This is a genomic window from Streptomyces sp. LS-MS-L19 (assembly GCF_058382285.1).
Genome location: NZ_JBYCLL010000001.1, coordinates 1008967 through 1031421 on the forward strand (window position 1 = coordinate 1008967; position 22455 = coordinate 1031421).

Consider the following 22455-nt stretch of genomic DNA (forward strand, 5'->3'; position numbering starts at 1 on the left):
ACGTGCGTCCCCTGAGCGGAGGACGTGGGCCGGGCAGGGAGCAGGGCGTGGGCCGGGCACATGTGCCCGGCCCACGGCCTGTGGGACGGATCAGTAGGTGTGCAGGGTCAGCCCGTAGCGGTTGAGGATCTCGTTGACGGGCTGGAACCAGGTCTCGCCGCCGCTGGAGCAGTTGCCCCAGCCGCCGGAGGTGACGCCCTGGGCCTGGTCGCCGCTGATGAACGAGCCGCCGGAGTCACCGGGTTCGGCGCAGACGCTGGTCTTGGTCATCTGGTGGACCGCGCCCTGGCTGTAGTTGACGGTCTCGTTCATCGCGAGCACCGTGCCGCAGTGCCAGTGGGTGGTCGAGCCCGAGCGGCAGATGGAGGAGCCGACGGGTGCCACGTTGGAGCCGCGCACCAGCTGGTCGGAGACGGTGCCCCAGCCGAGCACGACCGGGACGGTCCACCAGCCGCTGCCCACGTTGACCCAGGCGTAGTCGTCGCCCGGGAAGGACGAGCCCTGGAAGTTGCCGACGTAGCTGCGGTCCCAGCCGTAGACGCTGCCGGTGTGCTGGTCGCAGTGCCCGGCGGTGACGAAGCCGCCGTGGACGGAGAAGCCGATGGAGCAGCGGACGTTGCCGGTGTAGTAGGGGTCGCCGCCTACGGTGCCGGCGGCGAACGTGGTGGGCGCGGAGGCCACTTCGTGCACGGTGACGGGGCCTGCCTTGCGGGCCTTGGCGACGAACGCGCGGACATCGTTGTCACCCTGTCGGCCGCGGACGACGTTCACCACGACCGTGCTGGCCTTCTGGTCGACGTGCCAGCTGCTGACGGCGTCCGGTGCGGGGAGCTTGTCGATCCTGGCCTGGGTGGCGGCGAGTTCGCGGGCGCTGTGGGCGACCGTGCGGACGGCGGCGCCGGTGGCGCGGATGTCCCGGAGGGTTCCGGCGGAGGCGCCGGGGGTGACGGCGACGGTGAGGGTGCCCCGGTCGGCCTCGAACCAGGAGCCGCCGTACGACTCGCCGGCGGCCTTGCGTGCCACGGGCTCCACGGCCGTGGCCTGCTTCTCGGCGGCGAGCCTCGTCTCGGCCTCCTGGCGCGAGAGGCCGAAGTCCCGCTGCATCGCGGTGAGGAGGCCGGCCGAGGCGGGGGCCTTCTCCTCGGCGGTCGCGGGGGTCGTGGCGGCGGTCGCGCCGGCGCCGAGCAGGAGCAGGACGGCCAGGCCCGCGCGCAGGATGCGGGTGCGTCTCATGGAGATTGCCCTTCGTTGTACCAACGGGATGGCAGTGTTCTCTGAGAGCGCTCTCAGTGGTGTGGCCCGGCAGAGCCTAACCGCACCTTCCTGTCAGGTCCATACCAATTTCAGCGCGAAATTTTCGTGTACCCGGCACCCCTTTGTCGGGCGGAGATCGCGGGCGATAGTAGGGAGACCTTGCTCCCCGCACCTGAAGGAAAGCGATGACGCGGAAGAAAGCCCTGGTGGTTCGCGGTGGTTGGGAGGGGCACCAGCCGGTCCGGGCCACGGAGCTCTTCCTGCCCTTCCTCCGTGACCATGCCTACGACGTCCGGGTCGAGGAGTCGACCGACGTGTACGCCGACGCCGACGCCATGGCCGGGACCGACCTCGTCGTGCAGTGCGTGACGATGTCGGAGATCAAGCCCGAGCAGCTGTCGGGGCTGACCGCGGCGGTGGTGGCGGGGACCGGCCTCACCGGCTGGCACGGCGGGATCGCCGACTCCTTCCGGGCCTCCTCCGACTATCTCCACCTCGTGGGCGGACAGTTCGCGACCCACCCCGGCAAGGAACCGTGCGAGCGTCAGGGGGGCGAGGCCGACAACTTCCTCCCGCACACCATCGCCGTGACCGAGCTCGGCCGTGAGCATCCGATCACGGCGGGGATCGAGGACTTCGAGCTGCACACCGAGCAGTACTGGGTCCTGCACGACGACCTGATCGACGTGCTGGCCACCACCACCCACCCGGCGCGGTCCTGGCAGCCCTGGCACCGCCCGGTCACCTCACCGGCGGTCTGGACCCGGCAGTGGGGCGCCGGACGGGTCGTGGTGACGACCCCGGGGCACAGCCTCGACGTGCTGGAGAACCCGAACGTCCGTACCGTCATCGAGAGGGGCATGCTGTGGGCGACGCGCACCGCATCGGCGTCGTAGGGCTCGGCGTCATCTCCCGCGCCTACCTGGACACGCTCGTCGGCCGTGCCGCGGTGCGGGTCACCGCGGTCGCCGACCTCGACGCCTCCAGGTCGGCCGCCGTGGCCGCCGAACTGCCGGGCGTCCGGGCGCTGTCCGTCGAGGAGCTGCTGAACAGCCCCGATGTGGACACGGTGTTGAACCTGACGATTCCCGCGGCCCACGCGGAGGTCGCGCTCGGCGCCGTCGCGCACGGCAAGAACGTCTACGGCGAGAAGCCGCTGGCCGCCGAACTCGCCGACGCCCACGCGGTGTTGGAGGCCGCGGCGAAGGCATCCGTGAGGGTGGGCTGCGCTCCGGACACGGTCCTCGGCACCGGGATCCAGACGGCACGGGCGGCAGTGGAGGCCGGTGCCATCGGCCGCCCCCTCTTCGCCGCGGCCGTCATGGTCACCCCGGGCCACGAACGCTGGCATCCCCAGCCCGACTTCTACTACGCCCCCGGCGGCGGCCCACTGCTGGACATGGGGCCGTACTACCTGTCCTCGCTGGTGCATCTGCTGGGCCCGGTGCGTGCCGTGATCGGGGCGTCGAGCCGGCTGCGCTCCGAACGGGTCATCGGCTCGGGACCCCGCGCGGGCGAGCGGATCCCGGTCGAGGTGGACAGCCATGTCTCCGGTGTCCTCGAACACGAAAGCGGGGCCCTGACCACGCTCACGACCAGCTTCGACGGCGTGGCCAGCACGGCGGCGCCGATCGAGGTGCACGGCGAGAGGGGCACCCTCACGGTCCCGGATCCCAACCACTTCGACGGCGAGGTACGGCTCCTGGAGCTCGGTGCGGCCGACTGGCGCGGCCTCCCGCCCTCGGCCGGGTACGTCGGTGGCACGCGGGGCGTCGGGCTGCTCGACTTCGTCGCCGCCGACGACGGGCGGGCGGCGCGGGCGAGCGGTGAACTCGCCCTGCACGTCCTGGAGACGATGACGGCGCTGTTGCGCTCCTCGGCCGAGGGGCGCCGGATCGAGTTGTCGACGTCGGTGGAGCGGCCGCTGGCGGTGCCGTTGACGCCCGCGGAGAAGTGGCGCTGATCAGTCCACGGGCCAGGTGTGCGCGGGTGCGTTGAGGTGCATGTAGTCCATGTACATCAGCGTCATCCGCCGCAGCGCCTCCTGGCGGTCGCAGCCCGCCTTCTCCAGGTGGTGGACCGTCTCCGCCTGCCACAGCGCGCCGTTGCGGCCGGTGACACAGCGCTGCTCGATGACGCCGAGCAGGGGCTCGCGCCACTCGGCGTCCATGCCGGCCAGTTCCAGACCCCGGTGGGCGAGGGGCAGCAGGCGCCGCAACACCAGTTCCGTGACCGGCACTTCGCCCACTCCGGGCCAGTACAGGCGGGCGTCGATGCCGTCACGGGACGCGGTGTGCAGGTTCTCCTCGGCGACCGAGAAGGACATCCGCGTCCACACCGGCCGGTCCTCGTCGACGAGGGCGCGGGTCAGGCCGTAGTAGAAGGCGCCGTTGGCGATGATGTCGGCGACCGTGGGTCCGGCGGGCAGCACCCGGTTCTCGATGCGCAGGTGCGGGCCGCTGTCGGTGACGGCGTAGATCGGGCGGTTCCAGCGGTAGATCGTGCCGTTGTGCAGGGTGAGTTCGCCCAGTTCCGGAACGCCGCCGCCGTCGAGGGCCCGCTGCGGGTCCTCCTCGTCGCAGATCGGCAGGAGGGCCGGGAAGTAGCGGACGTTCTCCTCGAACAGGTCGAAGACGCTGGTGATCCAGCGCTCCCCGAACCACACCCGGGGCCGTACGCCCTGTGCCTTGATCTCCTGGGGGCGGGTGTCGGTGGCCTGCTCGAAGAGCGGGATGCGGGTCTCGCGCCACAGCTCCTTGCCGAACAGGTAGGGCGAGTTGGCCGCGAGGGCGATCTGGACGCCCGCTACCGCCTGGGCGGCGTTCCAGTAGGCCGCGAACTCCTTGGGGGCGACCTGGAGATGGAACTGGGTGCTGGTGCAGGCGGCCTCGGGGGTGATGGCGTCGGCGTACATCGCGAGGCGTTCCACGCCGTCGACCTTGATGCGCAGGTCCTCGCCGCGGGCCGCGAAGATCTGCTCGTTGAGGAGCCGGTAGCGCGGATCGCCGGACAGGGCGGTCTCGCCCACGTCCGACTCGCCCAGCGTCGGCAGGATGCCCACCATGATCAGGTGCGCGCCGACCGCCGCGGCTCGTTCCTCGGCGTGGTTGAGCGCGTCCCGGATCTCCTGCTCCCAGGAGCCGGGGCCGCCGGACAGGAGCCGGCGGGGCGGGATGTTGATCTCCAGGTTGAAGCGGCCCAGCTCGGTCGACCAGGCGGGGTCGGCGATCGCCTGGAGCACCTCGGTGTTCCGCATGGCGGGGAGGCCGTCGGCGCCCACCAGGTTGAGCTCGATCTCCAGCCCGACCTGCGGCCGCTCGCTCTCGAACCCGGACTCGCGCAGCATCTGCGCGAGGACGTCGAGGCAGGTGTGCATCTTGTCCCGGTACCGTCGGCGGTCCTCCCGCGTGAACACCAGGGCCGGCACGTCACGTCCCATCGGGCCCTCCCGAGTGCCCTCGGCGGATACCTCTTCCGTCCCAGGGTCCCACCAAAGAGGCTCGCCAAACAGTCGGCGGGCGGTGTGCGACGCGCCGCTCACAGAACGTGTGCCCCGCCGCGCAGCCAGAGGGGGGCGGCGCCGAGGGGGATGCGCACCCCACGCCAGGCGGGGCCGGTGATCGGCCCTCCCGGGCCCGCGTACGGCAGCCACTCCCCCGGCGGGAACCACACCTGCCGCCGCCCTCCCGGCGCGTACAGCGGGGCGACCAACAGATCGGGGCCCAGCAGGTACTGGAGGTCGGCCGCGTGGGCGTCCGGGCGGCCGGGGTGGTCCAGGGCCATGGGGCGGGCGAGCGGCTCCCCGGTGCGGACCGCGTCGGCGGCGGCCGAGCGGACGTACGGCAGCAGGCTCGCGCGCAGCCGGGCCGCGTGCAGGACGGCCGCGTAGGCCTCCTCGCCGAAGTCCCAGGGCAGCCGGGACGTCATGCCGTGGAACCGGCTGAGCGGCGAGAGCAGCCCGAACTGGGCCCAGCGGACGAAGAGTTCGGGGTCGGGCGTGCCGTGGAACCCGCCGATGTCGTGGCTCCAGAAGGGGTGCCCGGAGAAGGACAGCGAGAGGCCCGCGCGCAGGGTGGACGCCAGGTCCTGCCAGCTCGCGTTGGGGTCGCCGGTCCACTTGGCGCCGTGCCGCTGGCCGCCCGTCCAGGTGGAGCGGCCCCAGGTCAGGCCGTGGCCGGCCACTTCCCGGGTGACCTCGGCGACGAGGTCGTTGAAGAGGAGGGGGTAGAGGTTGTGCAGCCGGTCGCCGGTCATGCCGTCGTACGCCACCGCCGCCGCGGGGACCGCCTCGCCGAAGTCGGTCTTCAGGACGGCGGCCCCGTCGGCGAGGACCCGGCGGACGCGGTCCCGGAACCAGTCGGCGGCGTCGGGGTGGGTCAGGTCGAGGACGGCGGAGTCCGGGTGCGCCCCGCCCCAGACCTGGCCGGTCCAGGTGGCGCCCGAAGTGGTGCGCAGGAACCAGCGGTTGCGGTCCGCCTCCGCGAAGTACGGGCTGTCGACGCTGATGTACGGGTTCATCCAGAGGGAGACGTGGAAGTCCTGTCCGGCCAGGTCGGCCAGCAGTCCGCGCGGGTCGGGGAACGCCTCGGTGTCCCATTCCAGGTCCGACCAGCAGCCGTGCCGCTGCCAGTAGGTGTCGATGTGCAGCACGTCGCAGGGGAAGCCGAGTTCACGGATCCGGCGGGCCCGCTCGCGCACCTCGGCGGCGCTGTCCGGGCGGAATCCGCCGGAGATCCAGGGGCCGAAGGCCCACGCCGGGGGCAGGAGGGCGGGCCCGGTCAGGTCGCGGTAGGTGCCCAGGCACTCGGCGGGGGTGCCGGAGATCAGGTAGTAGTCGAGCTCCTCGTCGGGGACCATCAGCGACCAGGCGCCGGTGTTGCTGTGGGCGAGGTCGAAGGAGGCCGCGGTGGTGGTGTCCACGAGGACGGCGTAACCCCGGCTGGAGAGCAGGAAGGGGACGGCCTTGTAGGAGCGGGTGCCGGTCGAGCCCTGGGCGTCCTCGACCCAGCAGTCGACCTGCCGGCCGCGCAGGTCAAGGCCGGTGAAGCGCTCGCCGAGCCCGTAGAAGTGCTCGTCGGGCTCGGTCAACCAGCTGTCGTGGTGGGCGAGTCGGCCGTCCGCGAGGGTGGTGACACCGAGGGGCAGGACGGTCGTGCGGTCGCTGGGGTCGCTCACCTCCGTCGCCTGGAGCAGGTGACAGTCCGCCAACTCGACCGTCAGAGGCGCCAGATGGACGGTGAGACGCAGTGACTCGAGGCGGAGGGTGAGGGTGTCCGGTGACTGCTCGACCGTGCAGCGGGTGTCGGTCGGGGCGGTGACGACGGACACCCGGGGTGTCGCGGGCACGTCGTCCAACCGCAGGGTGATCCGCAGGGAGTTGGCGGTGGCGGGGCGCAGGAGGAGGGTTCCGGTACGGCCGGACGCGGTGCGGACGTCGAGGGTCACCCCGTCCTGGCCGGCCCGGGTGACGCGGGCGCCGGCCAGGGGGTCGAGCGCGACCGGGACCAGGGACGGAGGAGGGGCCACCCAGGGGGTGCGGTCGCGAGGATGCATGGCGATCAGCCCCTCACACTGCCCGTGGTGAGCCCGCCGACGATGAAGCGCTGGAACAGGGCGAAGACGCACACCACCGGGACGCTGATGAGGGTGGCGGTCGCCATCAGGGCGCCCCAGGACGTCCCGTGCTGTCCGACGAAGGCGTTCAGCAGGACCGTGACGGGCTGGACGTCCGGGCTCTGGGCGAGGGTGAGGCCGAACAGGAACTCGCCCCAGCCGATCAGGAAGGACAGCCCGGCCGCCGCGACGACACCGGGCGCCATGAGCGGCAGGACGACCCGCAGCAGCACACCGGGCAGCCCGCAGCCGTCCACCAGGGCCGCCTCCTCCAGCTCCGGGGAGACACCGCGCATCACCGGCCGCAGCACGATCACGGTGAAGGGCAGCGTCAGGGTGGTGTCGGCCGCGATCAGACCCAGGTAGGTGTCGGTGAGCCCGGCCCGGCGTTCGAGGATGAACAGCGGGGCCGCCAGCACGATGGCGGGCGGCAGCTGGGCGACGAGGAGCGCGAGCACCATGGCGCCCGAGCCGCGCATCCGGACCCGGGCGAGCGCGTAGGCGAGCGGGACGCCGAGCAGCAGGGTCAGCGCGACCACCCCGCTGGAGATGACCAGGCTGTTGAGCAGGGCCCGGGTCAGGCCCTCGTAGCCCAGGGCCGTCGAGTAGTTCTCGCCGGTGACCGGGCCGGGGGCCCACTGCGGGTCCGGCGCCTCGATGCGCTCCGGGCGGGTGAGGCTGGTCTTCACCATCCAGTACACCGGCAGCAGGAAGACCGCGGTGACGGCCGTGGCGGCCGCGGTCAGCAGCCAGGGGTGGCGGGCGGCTCTCATACGGCACCCCCCGCCGGCTCTTCCTCACGCCGCAGCCGTCGTACGTACCACACGCCCACGAGCAGCGGTACGACGAGCAGCAGCAGGCCCGCCGCCGCCCCCTGGCCGAACCGGAAGAACGTGAAGAAGACCTCGTAGACGTAGAGGGAGAGGACGCGGGTGGCGTCGACGGGGCCGCCGCCGGTCATCACGAAGACGAGGTCGAAGACCTTGAACGTGTAGAGGAGGCCGAGGAGGAGGACGGTCACCGACACGGGCCGCATCAGTGGAAGGGTGATGTGGCGGAAGCGCTGCCAGGCGCTCGCGCCGTCGATCTCGGCGGCCTCGTGGAGCGCGGGGTCGATGGTGTGCAGGCCCACCAGGAGCAGCAGCATGTTGAAGGGCACGCCCACCCAGACGTTGGCGAAGACCACTCCGGCCATCGACGTGGACGGGTCGGTGAGCCAGTCGTGGGACAGGCCGAACGGTTCCAGCAGGGCGTTGTAGGCGCCGGATTCCGCGTCCAGCATCCAGCGGAAGAGGGTGCCGCTGACCACCGGGGGCAGCAGCCAGGCGACCAGCAGGAGGGAGCACAGCAGGCCGTTCAGGGGGAAGGGGCGGGCGAAGAGCAGGGCCAGGGCGAAGCCGATCGTGAACTGGAGCAGCAGCGAGGCCAGGGTGAAGACCAGGGAGAGGCGCACGGAGTCCCAGAAGGCCGGGTCGTCGGTGACGCTGCGGTAGTTGTCCAGTCCGTTGAACCGCTCGGCTCCGCCCAGGAGTTGGCCGAGGTCGACGTCGTGGACGGAGGTCCAGACGTTGTAGAGGAGCGGGTAGGCCAGGAAGAGGGCGAGGAAGACCAGGCCCGGCAGACAGAAGAGGTAGCCGGTGCGGGTGCGGCGCGCCGAGGGCTGTTTCACTGCTCGTCCAGGGCTTTGTCGATCTTCCCGGCCGCGGTCCTGGCCGCCGCGGACGGGGACGCGGACCCGGTGAGCACGGCCTGCTGCGCCTCGCCGACGGCCTGCGAGGCCTCGGCGTAGTGGGCGCCGTACTGGCGCGGCCGGGCGAGGGGCAGCTGGCTGAGGAAGAGCCGCAGGGCCGGGTCGGAGGCCCAGCTGCCCCGGTCGGCGAGGTCCTTGCGGGCGGGGAGTTCACCGAAGGACACCAGGTACGGCACCAGGACCGAGGGGCGCTGGGTGTACTCCAGGACCTCCCACGCCTTGTCGATGTGCTTGCTGCTCGCCATGACGACCCAGTTCTCCCCGCCGAGGCAGGTGGCGGCCTCCTTGTCGCGGGGCAGGGCGACGACGTCCCAGTCGAAGTCGGCCTTCTTGAGGGTGGGGATCTGCCAGGGGCCGTTGATCTGCATCGCGGCGCGCTGGTTGAGGAAGCGGGTGTTGACGTCCTGCTGGGTCCAGCCCACGCACTGCTCGGACAGGGAGCCCTTGGCGATCAGTTCGTCCTGGAAGGCCAGGGCGGTGGCGCCGTAGGTGCGGAAGGTGTCCAGGTCGCCGCCCGCCTGCCAGAGGAACGGCAGGAACTGGAAGACTCCCTCCTCGGTCTTGATCGCGCTGAGCGCCAGGCCGTAACGGTCGCCGCTGGTCAGCTTCTGGGCGGCGGAGGCGAGTTCGTCCCAGGTGGTGGGGGGTTCGACGCCGGCGGCCTTGAGCATGCGGGTGTTGCAGTACAGGGCGAGGCAGTTGCTGTTGTTGGGGATGCCGAGGGTCTTTCCGCCGACCTGGCAGCCGTCCCAGGGGCCTTTGTAGTACTGGTCGCCCTGGCCCCACTTCTCGACTCTCGCGGTGAGGTCGGCGAGCAGCCGGCTGCCGCCGAGGGTGTTCATGGAGACGTTGTCGACGATCGCGAGGTCGGGCAGGTCGCCGGAGATCGCGCCCAGGGTGATCTGGCGTTCCAGCTCCGCGAAGGGGAAGCTGCGGCGCTCGATCCTGACGTCCGGGACGCCGGCCTCGATGTCCTTGATCAGGCGGTTCATTCCGGGCTGGAAGTTGTCCAGGGTGAAGTAGTCCCACCAGCGCAGGGTCACCGGACCCGACTCGGTGGAGCTGCACGAGGCCAGACCGAGGGCGGCGGTGGCCGCAGCCGCGCCGGAGACCCGCAGGAAACCGCGGCGGTCGACGGGGTACGACATGGTCTGCTCCCAGAGGTTCGATGATCGGGCACAGAAACCGGCGTATCAGAAATCCAGGTCTATATCGGGGAAATCGGGGAGGTCGGTCTCGGGTTCCGAGCCCGGTACCGACGGGCAGCGGCCCGTGCTCCCGCGCAGGGTGATCAGGGGTTTCAGCAGGACGTGCCGGGGCGGCGCGTCGGGTGAACGCAGCCGCCGCAGCATCAGGTCGACGGCGACCCGGCTCATCTCCTTGGCGGGGATGTCGGCCGCGGTCAGGGGCGGGTTCACCTGTTCGGCCCAGGGGCTGGCGGCGACACCGACGACGGAGAAGTCGCGGGGCACGCTGCGGCCGTTGCGGGTGAGGCCGCGGTAGACGCCTTCCAGGGCGGCCTCGTTCAGGGTGACCAGGGAGGTCGTCGCCGGGTCGTCGGCCAGGATCCGCTCCACGACGCGCTCGCCCGAGGCGAGGTCGTCGCCGCAGAGGTAGGTCCGCGGGGTGAGGAGCAGTTTCTTCATCGTCTCGGTGTAGCCCTCGTCGCCGAGCCGGGCGAAGCCGTAGCCGCTGTTGAAGAGCTGCTCGGACCGGTTGACGAAGGCGATCCTGCGGTGGCCGAGGTCGGCGAGGTGCTGGACGCAGCCGCCGGCCAGTCCGGCGAAGTCGAGGTCGACCCAGCCGGACACGTCGGCCCGGTGGTTGCGGCCGATGGCCACGAAGGGGAAGCCGGCCTCGGCGAGCCGCTCGACGCGGTCGTCCTCACGGCGGATCTCCATGACGATCACACCGTCCACCCGCCGCTCGTCGACCATCCGCCGGAACGAGGGGTCGTCCTGGTCGCCGGCGGGCGCGAGCAGCAGATCGTAACCGTGCGCGGCGGCGGTCTCGGCCACTCCACCGACGAAGGCGAGCTGCATGGTGGTGTAGTCGCGGAGGCGGCCGGCGGGGGGGTAGAGGAGTCCTAGGGTGTGGGTGCCGCCGGTGGTGGGGGCGGGTGGGGGTGTGGGCGTGGGTCGGCCGGTGGGGGGCGGCGTGGGCGTGGCACCGTCGGTCGGACCTGGCCTGTGCGCGCCGACGCCGGCGGGGCCCAGCGGCTGCATGTTGGCCCCGGTGGGGGGCGGCGTGGGCGTGCCACCGTCGGTGGGGCTCTGGCTGCGCGTGCGGCCGCCGGTGGGGCCGGGCGTGGGTGCGGCTCGGCCGGGCGGGCCCGGCGTGGGCGGCCCCTCGCTGGTGGGGTCCGGCGGCTGCGTGTCGGCGCCGGCGGTATCCAGCGTGAGTGTGTCTCCGCCGGTGGGGCCCGGCGGGGGCGTGCCAGCGTCGGTGGAGCCCGGCGTGAGTGTGCCGACGTCCGTGGAGCCCGGCGTGAGTGTGCCGGCGTCGGTGGGGCCCGGCGTGGGCGTGTCGGGGACCGGCTCGTCGGTTCTGGTGTGCGGGGTCATGGTCAGCCGGCCGGGAGGGACTGTTCGGCCCAGATGGTCTTGCCCAGCGGGCCCTGGCGGGTGCCCCAGCCCTGGGTGAGCTGGGCGACCATGTGCAGTCCGCGCCCGCCCTCGTCGTAGGTGCGGGCGCGGCGCAGGTGGGGCGCGGTGTTGCTGGCGTCGGAGACCTCGCAGATCAAGGTCCGGTCGCGGATCAGCCGGAGGCCGATGGGTACGGCGCCGTAGCGGATGGCGTTGGTGACCAGCTCGCTCACCACCAGCTCGGTGACGAAGGCCGCCTCCTCCAGGCCCCAGGCGGTGAGCTGGCGGGTGGCCTGGGCGCGGGCGTCGGCCACGATCGACGGGTCGGAGGGCAGGGCCCAGGCGGCGACCTGGTCGGCGTGCAGGGCGCGGGTGCGGGCGAGGAGCAGGGCGACGTCGTCGGCGGGGGTCGCGGGCAGCAGGGCCCGCAGGATCGTGTCGCAGGTCGCCTCCAGCGAGGTGACCGGGCCGGCCAGCGCCGCGCGCAACCGCTCCAGGCCGAGGCCGACGTCACGGTCACGCGCCTCGACCAGGCCGTCGGTGCAGAGGGCCAGCAAACTGCCCTCGGGCAGCTCCACCTCGGTGCACTCGAAGGGCAGCCCGCCGACGCCGAGCAGCGGCCCCGGGGTCAGCTCGACCACCCGGGCGGTGCCGTCGGGGAGCAGGACGACGGGCGGGACGTGCCCCGCGCTGGCGAAGGTGCACACCCGGGACACGGGGTCGTAGACGGCGTAGAGGCAGGTCGCGCCGATCTCGCCGCTGACGAGATAGGGCTCGTCGGGGGCGATGTCCTCCCTGTCGGTGGCGAGATGGGTGACGAGGTCGTCGAGGTGGGTGAGGAGCTCGTCCGGGGGCAGGTCCACGTCGGCGAGGGTGCGGACGGCGGTGCGCAGCCGGCCCATGGTGGCGGAGGCGTGGATGCCGTGCCCGACCACGTCCCCGACGACCAGGGCCACGCGGGTGCCGGACAGCGGCACGACGTCGAACCAGTCGCCGCCGACTCCGGCGCCGCTCCCGGCGGGCAGATAGCGGTACGCCACCTCGACGGCCGCCTGCCGGGGCAGGTCCCTGGGCAGGAGGCTGCGCTGGAGGGTGAGGGCGTTGGTGCGTTCGCGGGTGTAGCGGCGGGCGTTGTCGACGCCGACCGCGGCCCGGCCGGCGAGTTCCTCGACGAGGATCAGGTCGTCCGCCTCGAAGGGCGGGGAACCACCGATCCGGCTGAAGACCGCGACGCCGAGGGTGATGCCCCGGGCGCGCAGCGGGGTGGCCATGACGGAGTGGAAGCGGTACTCCTCGTTGCGTGCGGTGCGGGCCTCGTGGTCGGCGATCCAGCGCGCGAAGTCGGGGTCGTCGGCGCCGCTGAGCACCGGTTTCCCTTCGGCGAGGCAGCGGGCGGGCGGCGAGAACGGCGGGTAGGTGTCCATGCCGCCGAGATCGATGGCGGCCTCGGGCACGGCTTCCCCTTCGGCGGCGGACTGGTGGGCGACGCGGCGCAGCACCACGGCCGCGTCGACCGGCCCCGGCACCGGCTCCTCCCCGCGCAGCACGGAGTCGAGGAGGTCCACGCTGACGAAGTCGGCGAGCCGCGGGACGGCGAGGTCGGCGAGTTCCTGGGCGGTGCGGGTCACGTTCAGGGTGGTCCCGATCCGGGCCCCGGCCTCCTGCAACAGGACCAGCCGCTGCCGGGCGGCGTGCTGGTCACTGCTGTCGAAAGCGGCGGTCCCCACACCGACGATCTCACCGGTGGCGGGGTCACGAACGGGCCAGAGCTCGATGACCCAGGCACGGTGGCGGGCGTCCGGGAGGGGGGCGACGGCGACGGGTACGGCACCGGGGGCACAGGACGGTTCGGGCGCCAGACACTCGTAACGCATCGGGATGCCTTCCTCGGCGACCCGCCGGACACAGTGGAGGAAGCCGTCGTCGGAGGAGGGGGGAAGCGTGGCCTGGAGGTGGGGGGCATGCTCGGGGCTGGTCCGGAGAGCGGGCTCGGGGCTGGCTTCGGGAGCGGGCTTGGGGCCGGCTTCGGGAGCGGGCTCGGGTCCGGCCTTGGGCTCAGCTCCGGGATCGGGCTCTCGACTCCACTGGCGAGTGACCTCGGGTCCCGCTGCAGGTCCGGCTTCGGGAGCGGGCTCGGGTCCGGCCTTGGGCTCAGCTCCGGGATCGGGCTCTCGACTCCACTGGCGAGTGGCCTCGGGTCCCGCTGCAGGTCCGGCTTCGGGGGCGGGCTCGGGGTTGGCCTGGGGGGCGGGCTCGGGTCGGGCCTGGGGGGCGAGTTCGGTTGCGGGCCCAGGTCCTGCCTCGCGAGCGGACTCGGGGACCGCCGCGGGTCCGGCTTCGGCAGCGGGCTCGGGGTCGGCCTGGGGAGCGGGCGCGGAATCGGGAGCGGGCCCGACCTCGACAGCGGACTCGCGACCCGCCTCGTGATCAGACCTGGGGCCCGCCTCGGGACCGGCCTCGTGCGCGGGGCCCGTTCCGCCCTGCGCAACCGCGTTACGGCGCCATGCGCCGGATGCGGCCGTGTGGGTGGAGAGCGCGATCGAGGCCTGGTCGAACGCCCACTCGATCATGCTCCGGTCGGGCCCGGGAGTCAGGGCGACGACGAAGGACCGGATGCGGCCGTCGCCGTCGAGTGACGGCTGGGCGTGCAGGGTCGCCTCGACGCGGTGACCGTCCCGGTGCCGTAGCGACGCCGTGCCCCGCCATTCCTGGGAGCCGGTGAGGGAGAGCCCGGTCGCCTCGGGAGCGCCCGCGCCGAGCAGCAGAGAGGTCGCGGCGTGTCCTACGACCTCCCGGGCGGAGTGGCCCAGCAGCCGCCGGGCACCCTCGCTCCACCCCGTGATCGTGCCGTCCGCGCCGAGAGTGACCGTCGCGACCTCGCCTGACCACCCGCTGTGACCGTTCCCTTGATCAAAAGTGGCCATTCTTGCTCAATTCGCGCAGTGAGGTGCCTCAAAGCCCAGAGTGCGCGCAGGGCAGGAATCGGACAAGTCAGATCCAGGGACCCACAGGCACCCAGGTGCCGGACGCGTCCCGCACCGCCCGTTCCGGAACGCGGTCGCCGATGCGTCCCAGAACGCGGCATCAGAGTCGCTACCCGGTACTTACATCACCTGCGTCCACGACCCCGACCAAAGCGCGCTCTGCGATGCGCTGCCGTGGCGATGGCCTCCCCGAACATAGCGGGCGGCGCCTGGCCCGAGCCTGCCGCGACGGGGCCCTCACAATCGAGAGCTCGGCAACGTGGAGGCAGGAACTCGACCCGATCGAGCGTAGGCTCACGGGATCACGCTTGGGTCCCTTCACACCGCCGGACGCAAGGCCAACCGACGAGGTCACCCGTCTACCGAACGAGACAGTTGGCCAGAATCCAGCCCTACAAAACCTTGGGCTCTTCAGCCACTCCGGCGGCGTTCAATGCCACGAGGTTGTCGGTCCAGCAGTCGGACTCTTTCGTCGCGACCTCGACGCCGCAGCCTACGCAAACGAGGTTGGGACCGTCTTGGCCCGCAGGTCCACAACAACCGGCGAGGCGCCGAGGATCGGGGTGAAGCACCGCCCCTGGAACGTCGTCCGGGTGAAGGATCAGAAGACTGCCATCGAAATTGATCTTGAAGGTTCCCGAAGCCATCCGCGGCGAAGCCACTTCATGGCCAGGCGGTCGCTCGGGACCTCTCAACGGCTCCCCCGGCATCACCTCGCCGCTTATGGGCTCCCCGCAGTTCGCACAGCGAAAGATGGTCACACGGCCATTCTCCTCCCCCTCCCATCCCCCGGGTGCTCGCAGAGAGGAACTGACCGGTCAACGGTCAATCACAGCAGAGCTGCCGCAGTCTCTGGGCCGCAGGGAAGGAACCGCGGCCGAGGCAGACGTACCGGCGACCGAGACGGCGGCGGTGCCGGCGGGGCTGGAGGAATCCGGCGCGGGAGAGCGAACCGGGCCGGAAGGCGCCGGAGGCACCTTGGACGCCCAAGGGGGCCTCCGGTGCCCGCGGGTGAGGGGCCGGACCCCGAAGCCCCTCGCCGCGAGGACGGGCCCCGCGCTCGAACACCGGGTCCGGGAGCGGGATTCCGCCCCCGGACGCCGACTCCTCAGCTCACAGCCCGTCGCGCACCATCGCGTCCACGATCCGCACGTGGCGGTCCGCCGCCGTAGAGGAGAACTCGTTCTCGTAGTTCAGGCCGTACGGCCAGAAGTGCCCGCCGCCAGTGGACAACTTGGCCGAGGATCCGTCGAACTGCCGGACCAGCGCCGTGGCTTGGGTGCCCGTCCAGGTGCCGGTGCCGCCGAGGCGGGACCAACCCGCGCTCGTGCCCACGCCGATGGTGTGGGCGATCTCGTGCAGTGCGGTCCGTTCGGTCATGTAACTGCGGTTGCTGCCGAAGCGGATGGTCCCGTTGAGGTTGCCGCCCGCGGTGGGCACGCTCGGGTCGTAGCGGACGGTGATGGACTTCCCCAGGTCAGTGAGGTTGTTGTAGCGGTTCACCGCGGCGTTCATCGCGGAGGTGATCTGGGTGTACGCGGACTGCTGGTCGGCGGTGGGGTTGCTCGCCCGTTCCAGGGTCCAGGTGATGGTGGCGGCCGCGATCCGCTCCTGGGCCGTGGACGGCGGGGCGGCCTGGGCGACGGCGGGGGCGGCCAGCAGGAGGGCGGCGAGCGCGGCGGCGACCGCGCCCCTTCGTGGGTTCATGTGGGGTCCTCTTGTGGGGGTGGATCCCGTGGGGGCGGATCCTGTGGGGGTGGATCCCGTGGGGGGAAAGTCGAGGCATGAACTGAATCGGAAAGCGCTTTCCGAGATTTCACGGATGCTAATGACCTGACTTGACCATGTCAATAACATCGGTCGCGGGCACTCAGCGCACCAGGCACGGACGCTTCGCGTCGAACGCCCAGCCCTCGATCAGGTACTGCATCCCGGCAGCGTCGTCACGCCCCGCCGAGGCCACCTCCTCGTGCAGGTCCTGCGCCGCCCGCAGCCGGTCCCGGTCGAGGCGGACCCCCAGGCCGGGCGCGTCCGGCACGGCCACCTCGCCCCCGGTGATCCGCGGCGGCTCCACGGTGAGCCGTTCCTGCCCCTCCTGCCAGACCCAGTGGGTGTCGAGGGCGTTGTACTCGCCCGGGGCGGCGGCTCCGCAGTGCGTCATCATCGCGAGCGAGATGTCGAAGTGGTTGTTGGAGTGGCAGCCCCAGGTCAGCCCCATGGCGTGGCACAGCTGGGCGACCCGGACCGACCCCTGCATGGTCCAGAAGTGCGGGTCGGCGAGCGGGATGGACACCGACTGGAGGGCCAACGCGTGGGTCAACTGCCGCCAGTCCGTGGCGATCATGTTGGTCGCGGTGGGCAGTCCGGTGGCCCGGCGGAACTCGGCGAGGATCTCGCGTCCCGAGTAACCGCCTTCCGCGCCGCAGGGATCCTCGGCGTAGGCGAGTGTGCCGACCAGCGGACGGCACAGTTCCACGGCTTCGCGCAGGGACCAGGCCCCGTTCGGATCGAGGGTGATCCGGGCTTCGGGGAACCGCTCCTTGAGCGCCTGTACGGCCTTAACCTCCTCGCTGCCGGGCAGGACGCCGCCCTTGAGCTTGAAGTCGCGGAAGCCGTAGTGAGCGTAGGTCGCCTCGGCCTGCCGGACGATCGCCTCGGGGGTGAGGGCCTCCTCGCGCCGGACGCGGTACCAGTCGATGTCGGCGTCGGGTTCACGGAGGTAGTCGAGGTCGGTGCGGCCCGGGTCGCCGACGTAGAAGAGGTAGCCCAGGACCCGTACGGCAGCGCGCTGTTGGCCGTCGCCGAGCAGGGCGGCGACCGGGACGTCGAGGTGCTGTCCGAGCAGGTCGAGGAGGGCCGACTCGACGGCGGTGACCGCGTGCACGGTCGTACGGAGATCGAAGGTCTGGGCGCCGCGGCCGCCCGAGTCACGGTCGGCGAAGGTGTCGTGGACCGTGCGCAGGACGCGCTTGTAGTCGCCGACTCGGGCCCCCACGACCAGCGGCTCGGCGTCGCGCAGGGTCCGCGTGATGCTGTCGCCGCCCGGCACCTCGCCCAGGCCGGTGCGCCCCTCGGAGTCCTCCAGGACGACGACGTTGCGGGTGAAGTAGGGGGCGTGGGCGCCGGAGAGGTTCAGGAGCATGGAGTCGCGGCCGGCCACCGGATGGACGGAGAACTTCGTGACGACTGGCTGGCTCATGGCGGAATGGTGTCCTTCTGATCAGGGGTCGGGGGTGTCAGACCTTCAGGGCGTCCAGGACCTGTTCCAGGACCAGTACACCGCCGAGGCCCAGGATCGCTAGCACGGTCGTGTAGGTGGTGCGTGCCTTGATCGCGTCGACGACGGAGAGGTTGAAGTACTCCTTGAACATCCAGAAGCCCGGGTCGTTGACGTGCGAGAAGGCGATCGAGCCGCAGGAGACGGCGAGGACCATCACCTCGGCGTGCACCCCGCCGCCCGCGAGCAGCGGCAGGGCCACCCCGGAGGCGGTCACGACGGCGACGGTGGCGGAGCCGAGGGCGACGCGGAGAACGGCCGCGATCAGCCAGGCCAGGATGATCGGCGAGACGGACCAGCCGTCGGTGGCGTCCTTGATGTAGTCGGATATGCCGCCCTCGACGAGAACGTTCTTGAAGGCGCCGCCCGCGCCGATCACCAGCAGGATCATCGCCATGGCCTGGGCGGCCTCCTTGCAGGAGGTGCTGACCTCCGCGAGGCTGCGCCCCATGCGCGGGCCGAAAACCCAGACGGCCACGAGCAGGGTGAGCAGCAGGGCGATCGGCGCGGAGCCGATGAAGGCGACGAAGTGCAGCCACGCGTTGTCCCCGGAGACGGCCAGGTCGGTCACCGCGGCGCCGGCGATCAGGACGACCGGCAGCAGGGCCACCGCCAACGACCAGCCCATGCCGGGCATTTCCTCCTCCTCGAAGACCCGTTCGCTGACCAGGCCCTTGGGGATCTCGGGGTTCATCCGGCGGATGAAGGGCAGGCGCGGCCACAGCAGGGCGATGAAGGCGCCGACCGGGACGGCGATGAACAGGCCGTAGAACAGGGTGAGTCCGACGGAGGCGTGGAAGGTGGCGGCCACGGCGGTGGGGCCCGGGTGGGGCGGCAGGAAGCTGTGCATGGTGGACAGCGCGATCGACATCGGCAGCCCCACCCAGAGCAGGTTGGCCCGGGTGACGCGGACGAGCGTGAAGGCGACCGGGACGATGATGACGAAGGCGACCTCGTAGAACATCGTCACGCCGATGAGCATGGCGGACAGCACCATGGCGACCTGCACCCAGCGCGGCCCGCACACGTCGAGGAGTCTGCCGGCGATCCGTTGGGCGGCACCGGAGTCACCCAGCACCCGGCCGACCATGGCACCGAGTCCGATGATGAGCATCGTGTCGCCGATCTGGTCGCCGATGCCCTCGGAGAGGACGTCCGGGATCTCCTCCAGACCGATCCCCTGGACCAGGGCGACCCCGACGGCGACCAGGAGGAGGGCGGCAAAGCCGTTCAGTCTGAGCTTCGTCATCAGAAAGAGCAGAACGAGGACGCTGATCCCGACGACGATGAGCGGCATGTGCGGTTCTCCCCACTGAACGCGATCCCCATACAGAGACGCTGTCTACATATGAGGACGGAGGCTAGGTGCATCGATCGCCGGGGGTCAATGGGTGTGCACGATCTATGTGTCCTCCAGCGGTCAATGGGTGCGCGGGGATTGATGGGCCCCCGGGATCTACAGGTGCGCGAGATCGATGTGGCCTAGAGTCGCCGGATGCGACGAGCAACAGGCCTGGCGGTGGCTGCGGTTGCCGCCCTCGCGTGGGGTGAGTGGTTGAACTGGCGCTGGTCCCGGGTGCTCGTGGGGCACCGTGACGGCGCTTCGGTGGCCGTGGTGGTGTTGGGGTACCGGAATCCCCGGCCGACAGCGAACCTGGTCAACCGGTGGCGGGTCCGCGCGGGCCTCCGCTCCGTCGCAGCCGACGATGCGCGGAAAAGCCGCGTGATCTTCAGCGGCGGTGCGGTGGGGGTCGGCGCCGGCGTCACGGAGGCCCAACTGATGGCTGACTACGCGCGGTCGGTCCTCGAGTTCGACGGCACGGTGCTCCTCGAGGACCGGTCCACGACGACGTGGGAGAACATCACGAACGTCATTCCACTGCTCGAAGACGTGGACCGCATCAAGATCGCCTCCCAGCCGGCTCACGCGCTCAAGGCCCGCGCATACCTGCGGCGGCAGCGGCCCGATCTGGCGGAGAGGCTGGTGCGCGCGGACGACTACCGCGTCGGCGAGTGGATGGCCGTCAAACCGCTGCTGGCCCTGTACGGGCTGTGGACACTCCGTGTTCTGGAGGCCGACGAGCGGATCGTCTCGTCGTAGGCAGCGCGCTCATGACGGGCCGGCGTGCCGCCCTTCACCGCGGCGCTCACGATGGCTCGGCGTGCTGCCCTTCATCGGGCCGCTCATGATGGCTCGGCGTGCCGCCCCTCCATCGCGGCGCTCCCGATGATCCGGCGTGCGTCACCAGCAGTTCCCGCACGGCACACACGGCACGCACGGCGCCCACGGCACGCTCCGGCCGGTCGGACGGTCCCCCGCGCCATCCGACCGGCCATCGCCCGTACGAGCGGGGACGCTATCGGCCGGCGGTCGATGCGGTCTTGGAAGAATTTGCACTCCGGGCGAGCGCCATCGCCCCTTCCACCCGCCGCGCCGCGACCATACGTCCGGGCGTGGTGCCGGCGATCGCCCGGAACTCGCGGTTGAGATGAGCCTGGTCGTAGAAGCCGCAGGCCGTGGAGATCTCGGTCAGGCTCGCGGTCCCACGGCTGAGCAGGGCCACGGCATGGCGGAAGCGCAGCACACGGGCGGACGCCTTGGGGGTGAGTCCGATCTGCTGGGTGAACCGCCGGATCAAGTACCCCTGGCTCCAGCCCACTTCGTCGGCGATACGGGCGATCGTGATCGCTCCCGCGCTGCCGGAGAGCAGCTGCCAGGCCTGGTCGACCTCCGGAGTGGGGTCCGGGCCGAGGCCGAGCCGGTCGAGGAGGGCGGCGTCCAGCAGGTCGAATCTGGCGGCCCAGTCCCGGGTGGCCGCCATCCGTTCCACCAGCACGCCGGCCCCGGGGCCCAGCACGTCCCGGATCTCGACCGCCAGGTTCGTCAACTCGCTCATCGGCATGCCGAACAGCCGGTAGCCGCCCAGGGGTGTGAACTCGACCCGGATCGCCTCCTGGCCGCCCGGGTGCGTGCAGATCGCGGGCCGGTCCTCCAGTCCCACCACCAGCGATCCGATGGTCCCGGTGCCCCCGTCGGGCATGCCCAGCCTTCGGACCTGCGAGAACGGTTCCGCGAGACTGATCAGCAGGGTCGCGTGCCCGGTCGGCACCAGTCTCGCCTCGTACGGAGTGGGCGTGGCCTCCCAGTAGCCGACGTAACTGCGCAGGTACGGCCGTAACCCGGGGTGCCAGGGCCGTGTGACCCGCCACAGGCCACCGAGTCGCGCGATCTCGACCGCATCGCCGGTCCCGACCGTGGCGCCGCGTGCACCGAGAACCACCAAGAGGCTCCCCTCACCCCCGAGGGACCGCTGCGAACCGGCGGCGGACCGGACAGGACGCGCCCGCGCCTTCCAGTGGGGCGGGGGCGGCGGGTCGTCCACCTGGTCCCCAGTATCCCCACCGCCACGGCCGACTCACCGGCAGGGAAGTGAAGTTGGCATGCAGATCAGTGCGGATCCGATGACGCTGCCACGACATCGCCCGACTGCGCCAGACCCGTGCCGGGACGCTCCCTCGCGGCGATGCTCACGACGGCTGGACATGGTCACCGTGCGGGGCGGGGCGGGGCGCGCGGAGCTGGTCCGCGCGCCCCACGTACCGCTACGACCTGCGAGCGCCCCTCCACCACCGCTCAACCGAACACCCTTGCCCACAACCGAGCGCACACCTACCCTGACTTTGTGCCGCAAATAAACAAAGCCCGATCGCACAGCGCCGTGCGGGGCCCTCGCAGCGACCTCACCCGGCTCCGTATCGCCCTCACCGTCTTCTTCGCCCTCGACGGATTCGTCTTCGCCGGATGGGTCGTCCGCATCCCCGCGATCAAGGAACAGACCGGCGCCTCCGCCAGCGCCCTCGGTCTCGCCCTGCTGGGCGTCTCGGCCGGCGCGGTGATCACCATGATGCTCACCGGCCGTCTGTGCCGCCGTTACGGCACCCACCGGGTCACCGTCGTCTGTGCCGTCCTGCTGTCCCTCAGTGTCGCGCTGCCGCCACTGACCCACTCCGCGGCAACGCTCGGCACCGTCCTGCTGCTCTTCGGCGCGGCCTACGGCAGCATCAACGTGGCGTTCAACAGCGCCGCGGTCGATCTCGTGGCCGCCCTGCGGCGACCGATCATGCCCAGCTTCCACGCCGCCTTCAGTCTCGGCGGCATGATCGGTGCCGGTCTCGGCGGGCTCGTCGCCGGCAGCTTCTCCCCCACCCAGCACCTGCTCGGGCTGACCGTGATCGGTCTGCTCGTCACCGCCGCCGCGGGCCGGACACTGCTGCGCATCCAGCCTCCGAACGCCCCGCAGGACACACCCCGGCAGTCCTCCACACCCCACCCGCGGAACACCCGTACTCGCGGTCTCGTCATCATCTTCGGCCTGATCGCCCTGTGCACGGCCTACGGCGAGGGCGCCCTGGCCGACTGGAGCGCCCTGCACCTGGAGCACGACCTCGACGCCGCGCCCGGTGTCGCGGCGGTGGGCTACTCCTGCTTCGCGCTCGCCATGACCATCGGGCGGCTGACCGGCACCAAGCTGCTGGAACGTCTCGGCCAGACCCGCACGCTCGTCGGCGGCGGCACCACCGCCGCCCTCGGGATGCTGCTCGGCGCCCTCGCCCCCTCCGTCTGGGCGGCACTCCTCGGCTTCATGATCACCGGGCTGGGTCTCGCCAACCTCTTCCCCGTCGCCGTCGAGCGCGCGGGCAGGCTGGCCGGGCCGGACGGGGTCGCCATCGCCTCCACCCTCGGCTACGGCGGCATGCTCCTCGGCCCGCCCGCGATCGGCTTCATGGCCGACTGGTTCTCCCTCCCCGCCGCCCTCACCAGCGTGGCGGCACTCGCCGCGACAGCCGCGGCGATCGCCCTGCTGACCCGCCGGGCGGCGGGCTGAAGCTCGGTGGACCTACGTGATCAAGTACTGATCAGCCACTGAAGCTGCCGTCAGGACGGCCGGACGTGCACAGGCGGCGCCCACCGTGCCGTACACGTCAACGGAG

16 protein-coding genes are annotated in these 22455 nt (G+C 71.5%); 4 read left to right on the forward strand and 12 right to left on the reverse strand.

Annotated elements, in window-relative coordinates; all coding sequences use genetic code 11:
• Positions 1-90: 90 nt before the first annotated feature.
• Positions 91-1233 (reverse strand): S1 family peptidase, encoded by a 1143-nt coding sequence (locus tag AC2XR2_RS04450; protein ID WP_491514332.1) that lies wholly within the window; start codon positions 1231-1233, stop codon positions 91-93.
• 206 nt (positions 1234-1439) lie between these two features.
• Here AC2XR2_RS04450 and AC2XR2_RS04455 point away from each other — a divergent pair, with 206 nt between their 5' ends.
• The gene (locus AC2XR2_RS04455) at positions 1440-2150 is read left to right on the forward strand and encodes a ThuA domain-containing protein (RefSeq protein ID WP_381301002.1); all 711 of its coding nucleotides are present in this window, start codon (positions 1440-1442) and stop codon (positions 2148-2150) included.
• Complete coding sequence (locus AC2XR2_RS04460) at positions 2120-3217, forward strand: Gfo/Idh/MocA family protein (protein ID WP_491514333.1); 1098 nt, start codon at positions 2120-2122, stop codon at positions 3215-3217. The genes AC2XR2_RS04455 and AC2XR2_RS04460 overlap by 31 nt, the downstream gene beginning before the upstream one ends.
• Here the strand turns inward: AC2XR2_RS04460 and AC2XR2_RS04465 are convergent, their stop codons facing one another.
• The 10 genes from AC2XR2_RS04465 to AC2XR2_RS04510 all read right to left on the reverse strand — a co-directional run bounded on the left by AC2XR2_RS04465 (position 3218) and on the right by AC2XR2_RS04510 (position 18760).
• The gene (locus AC2XR2_RS04465; RefSeq protein ID WP_449352794.1) at positions 3218-4693 is read right to left on the reverse strand and encodes a glutamate-cysteine ligase family protein; all 1476 of its coding nucleotides are present in this window, start codon (positions 4691-4693) and stop codon (positions 3218-3220) included.
• A gap of 98 nt (positions 4694-4791) precedes the next feature.
• Positions 4792-6807 carry a glycoside hydrolase family 31 protein gene (locus AC2XR2_RS04470; RefSeq protein ID WP_491514334.1) on the reverse strand — a complete coding sequence of 672 codons (2016 nt, stop codon included), beginning with the start codon at positions 6805-6807 and terminating at the stop codon, positions 4792-4794.
• Between the two features lie 5 nt (positions 6808-6812).
• Positions 6813-7640 (reverse strand): carbohydrate ABC transporter permease, encoded by an 828-nt coding sequence (locus AC2XR2_RS04475; RefSeq protein WP_491514335.1) that lies wholly within the window; start codon positions 7638-7640, stop codon positions 6813-6815.
• Positions 7637-8536, reverse strand: coding sequence for a carbohydrate ABC transporter permease (locus tag AC2XR2_RS04480; protein WP_491514336.1), 900 nt, complete (start codon positions 8534-8536; stop codon positions 7637-7639). The genes AC2XR2_RS04475 and AC2XR2_RS04480 overlap by 4 nt, the downstream gene beginning before the upstream one ends.
• Entirely contained in the window at positions 8533-9765 is a 1233-nt protein-coding gene (locus AC2XR2_RS04485; RefSeq protein ID WP_491514337.1) for an ABC transporter substrate-binding protein, read from the reverse strand. Before AC2XR2_RS04485 ends, AC2XR2_RS04480 begins: the two co-directional genes overlap by 4 nt.
• A 45-nt stretch (positions 9766-9810) precedes the next feature.
• On the reverse strand, positions 9811-11181 hold the full coding sequence (locus tag AC2XR2_RS04490; RefSeq protein ID WP_491514338.1) for a LacI family DNA-binding transcriptional regulator: 1371 nt from the start codon (positions 11179-11181) through the stop codon (positions 9811-9813).
• 2 nt (positions 11182-11183) lie between these two features.
• Positions 11184-14126: an ATP-binding SpoIIE family protein phosphatase gene (locus AC2XR2_RS04495; protein ID WP_491514339.1), complete on the reverse strand. Its 2943-nt coding sequence runs from the start codon at positions 14124-14126 to the stop codon at positions 11184-11186.
• A 1173-nt stretch (positions 14127-15299) separates the two neighbouring features.
• On the reverse strand, positions 15300-15893 hold the full coding sequence (locus AC2XR2_RS04500) for a hypothetical protein (protein ID WP_491514340.1): 594 nt from the start codon (positions 15891-15893) through the stop codon (positions 15300-15302).
• 163 nt (positions 15894-16056) lie between these two features.
• Entirely contained in the window at positions 16057-17385 is a 1329-nt protein-coding gene (locus tag AC2XR2_RS04505) for an enolase C-terminal domain-like protein (protein ID WP_491514341.1), read from the reverse strand.
• 37 nt (positions 17386-17422) lie between these two features.
• Positions 17423-18760, reverse strand: a complete 1338-nt coding sequence (locus AC2XR2_RS04510) for a gluconate:H+ symporter (protein ID WP_381301020.1) — start codon at positions 18758-18760, stop codon at positions 17423-17425.
• A 198-nt stretch (positions 18761-18958) separates the two neighbouring features.
• On the opposite strand from AC2XR2_RS04510, the gene AC2XR2_RS04515 reads away from it, so the two are divergent.
• On the forward strand, positions 18959-19564 hold the full coding sequence (locus AC2XR2_RS04515; protein ID WP_491514342.1) for a YdcF family protein: 606 nt from the start codon (positions 18959-18961) through the stop codon (positions 19562-19564).
• A gap of 256 nt (positions 19565-19820) precedes the next feature.
• On the opposite strand, the gene AC2XR2_RS04520 is transcribed toward AC2XR2_RS04515, so the two are convergent.
• A complete protein-coding gene (locus AC2XR2_RS04520; protein WP_449352802.1) occupies positions 19821-20744 on the reverse strand; it encodes a helix-turn-helix domain-containing protein in 924 nt (307 codons plus the stop codon).
• A 402-nt stretch (positions 20745-21146) separates the two neighbouring features.
• Here AC2XR2_RS04520 and AC2XR2_RS04525 point away from each other — a divergent pair, with 402 nt between their 5' ends.
• Entirely contained in the window at positions 21147-22349 is a 1203-nt protein-coding gene (locus tag AC2XR2_RS04525) for an MFS transporter (RefSeq protein ID WP_449352803.1), read from the forward strand.
• The last annotated feature ends 106 nt before the right edge of the window (positions 22350-22455 follow it).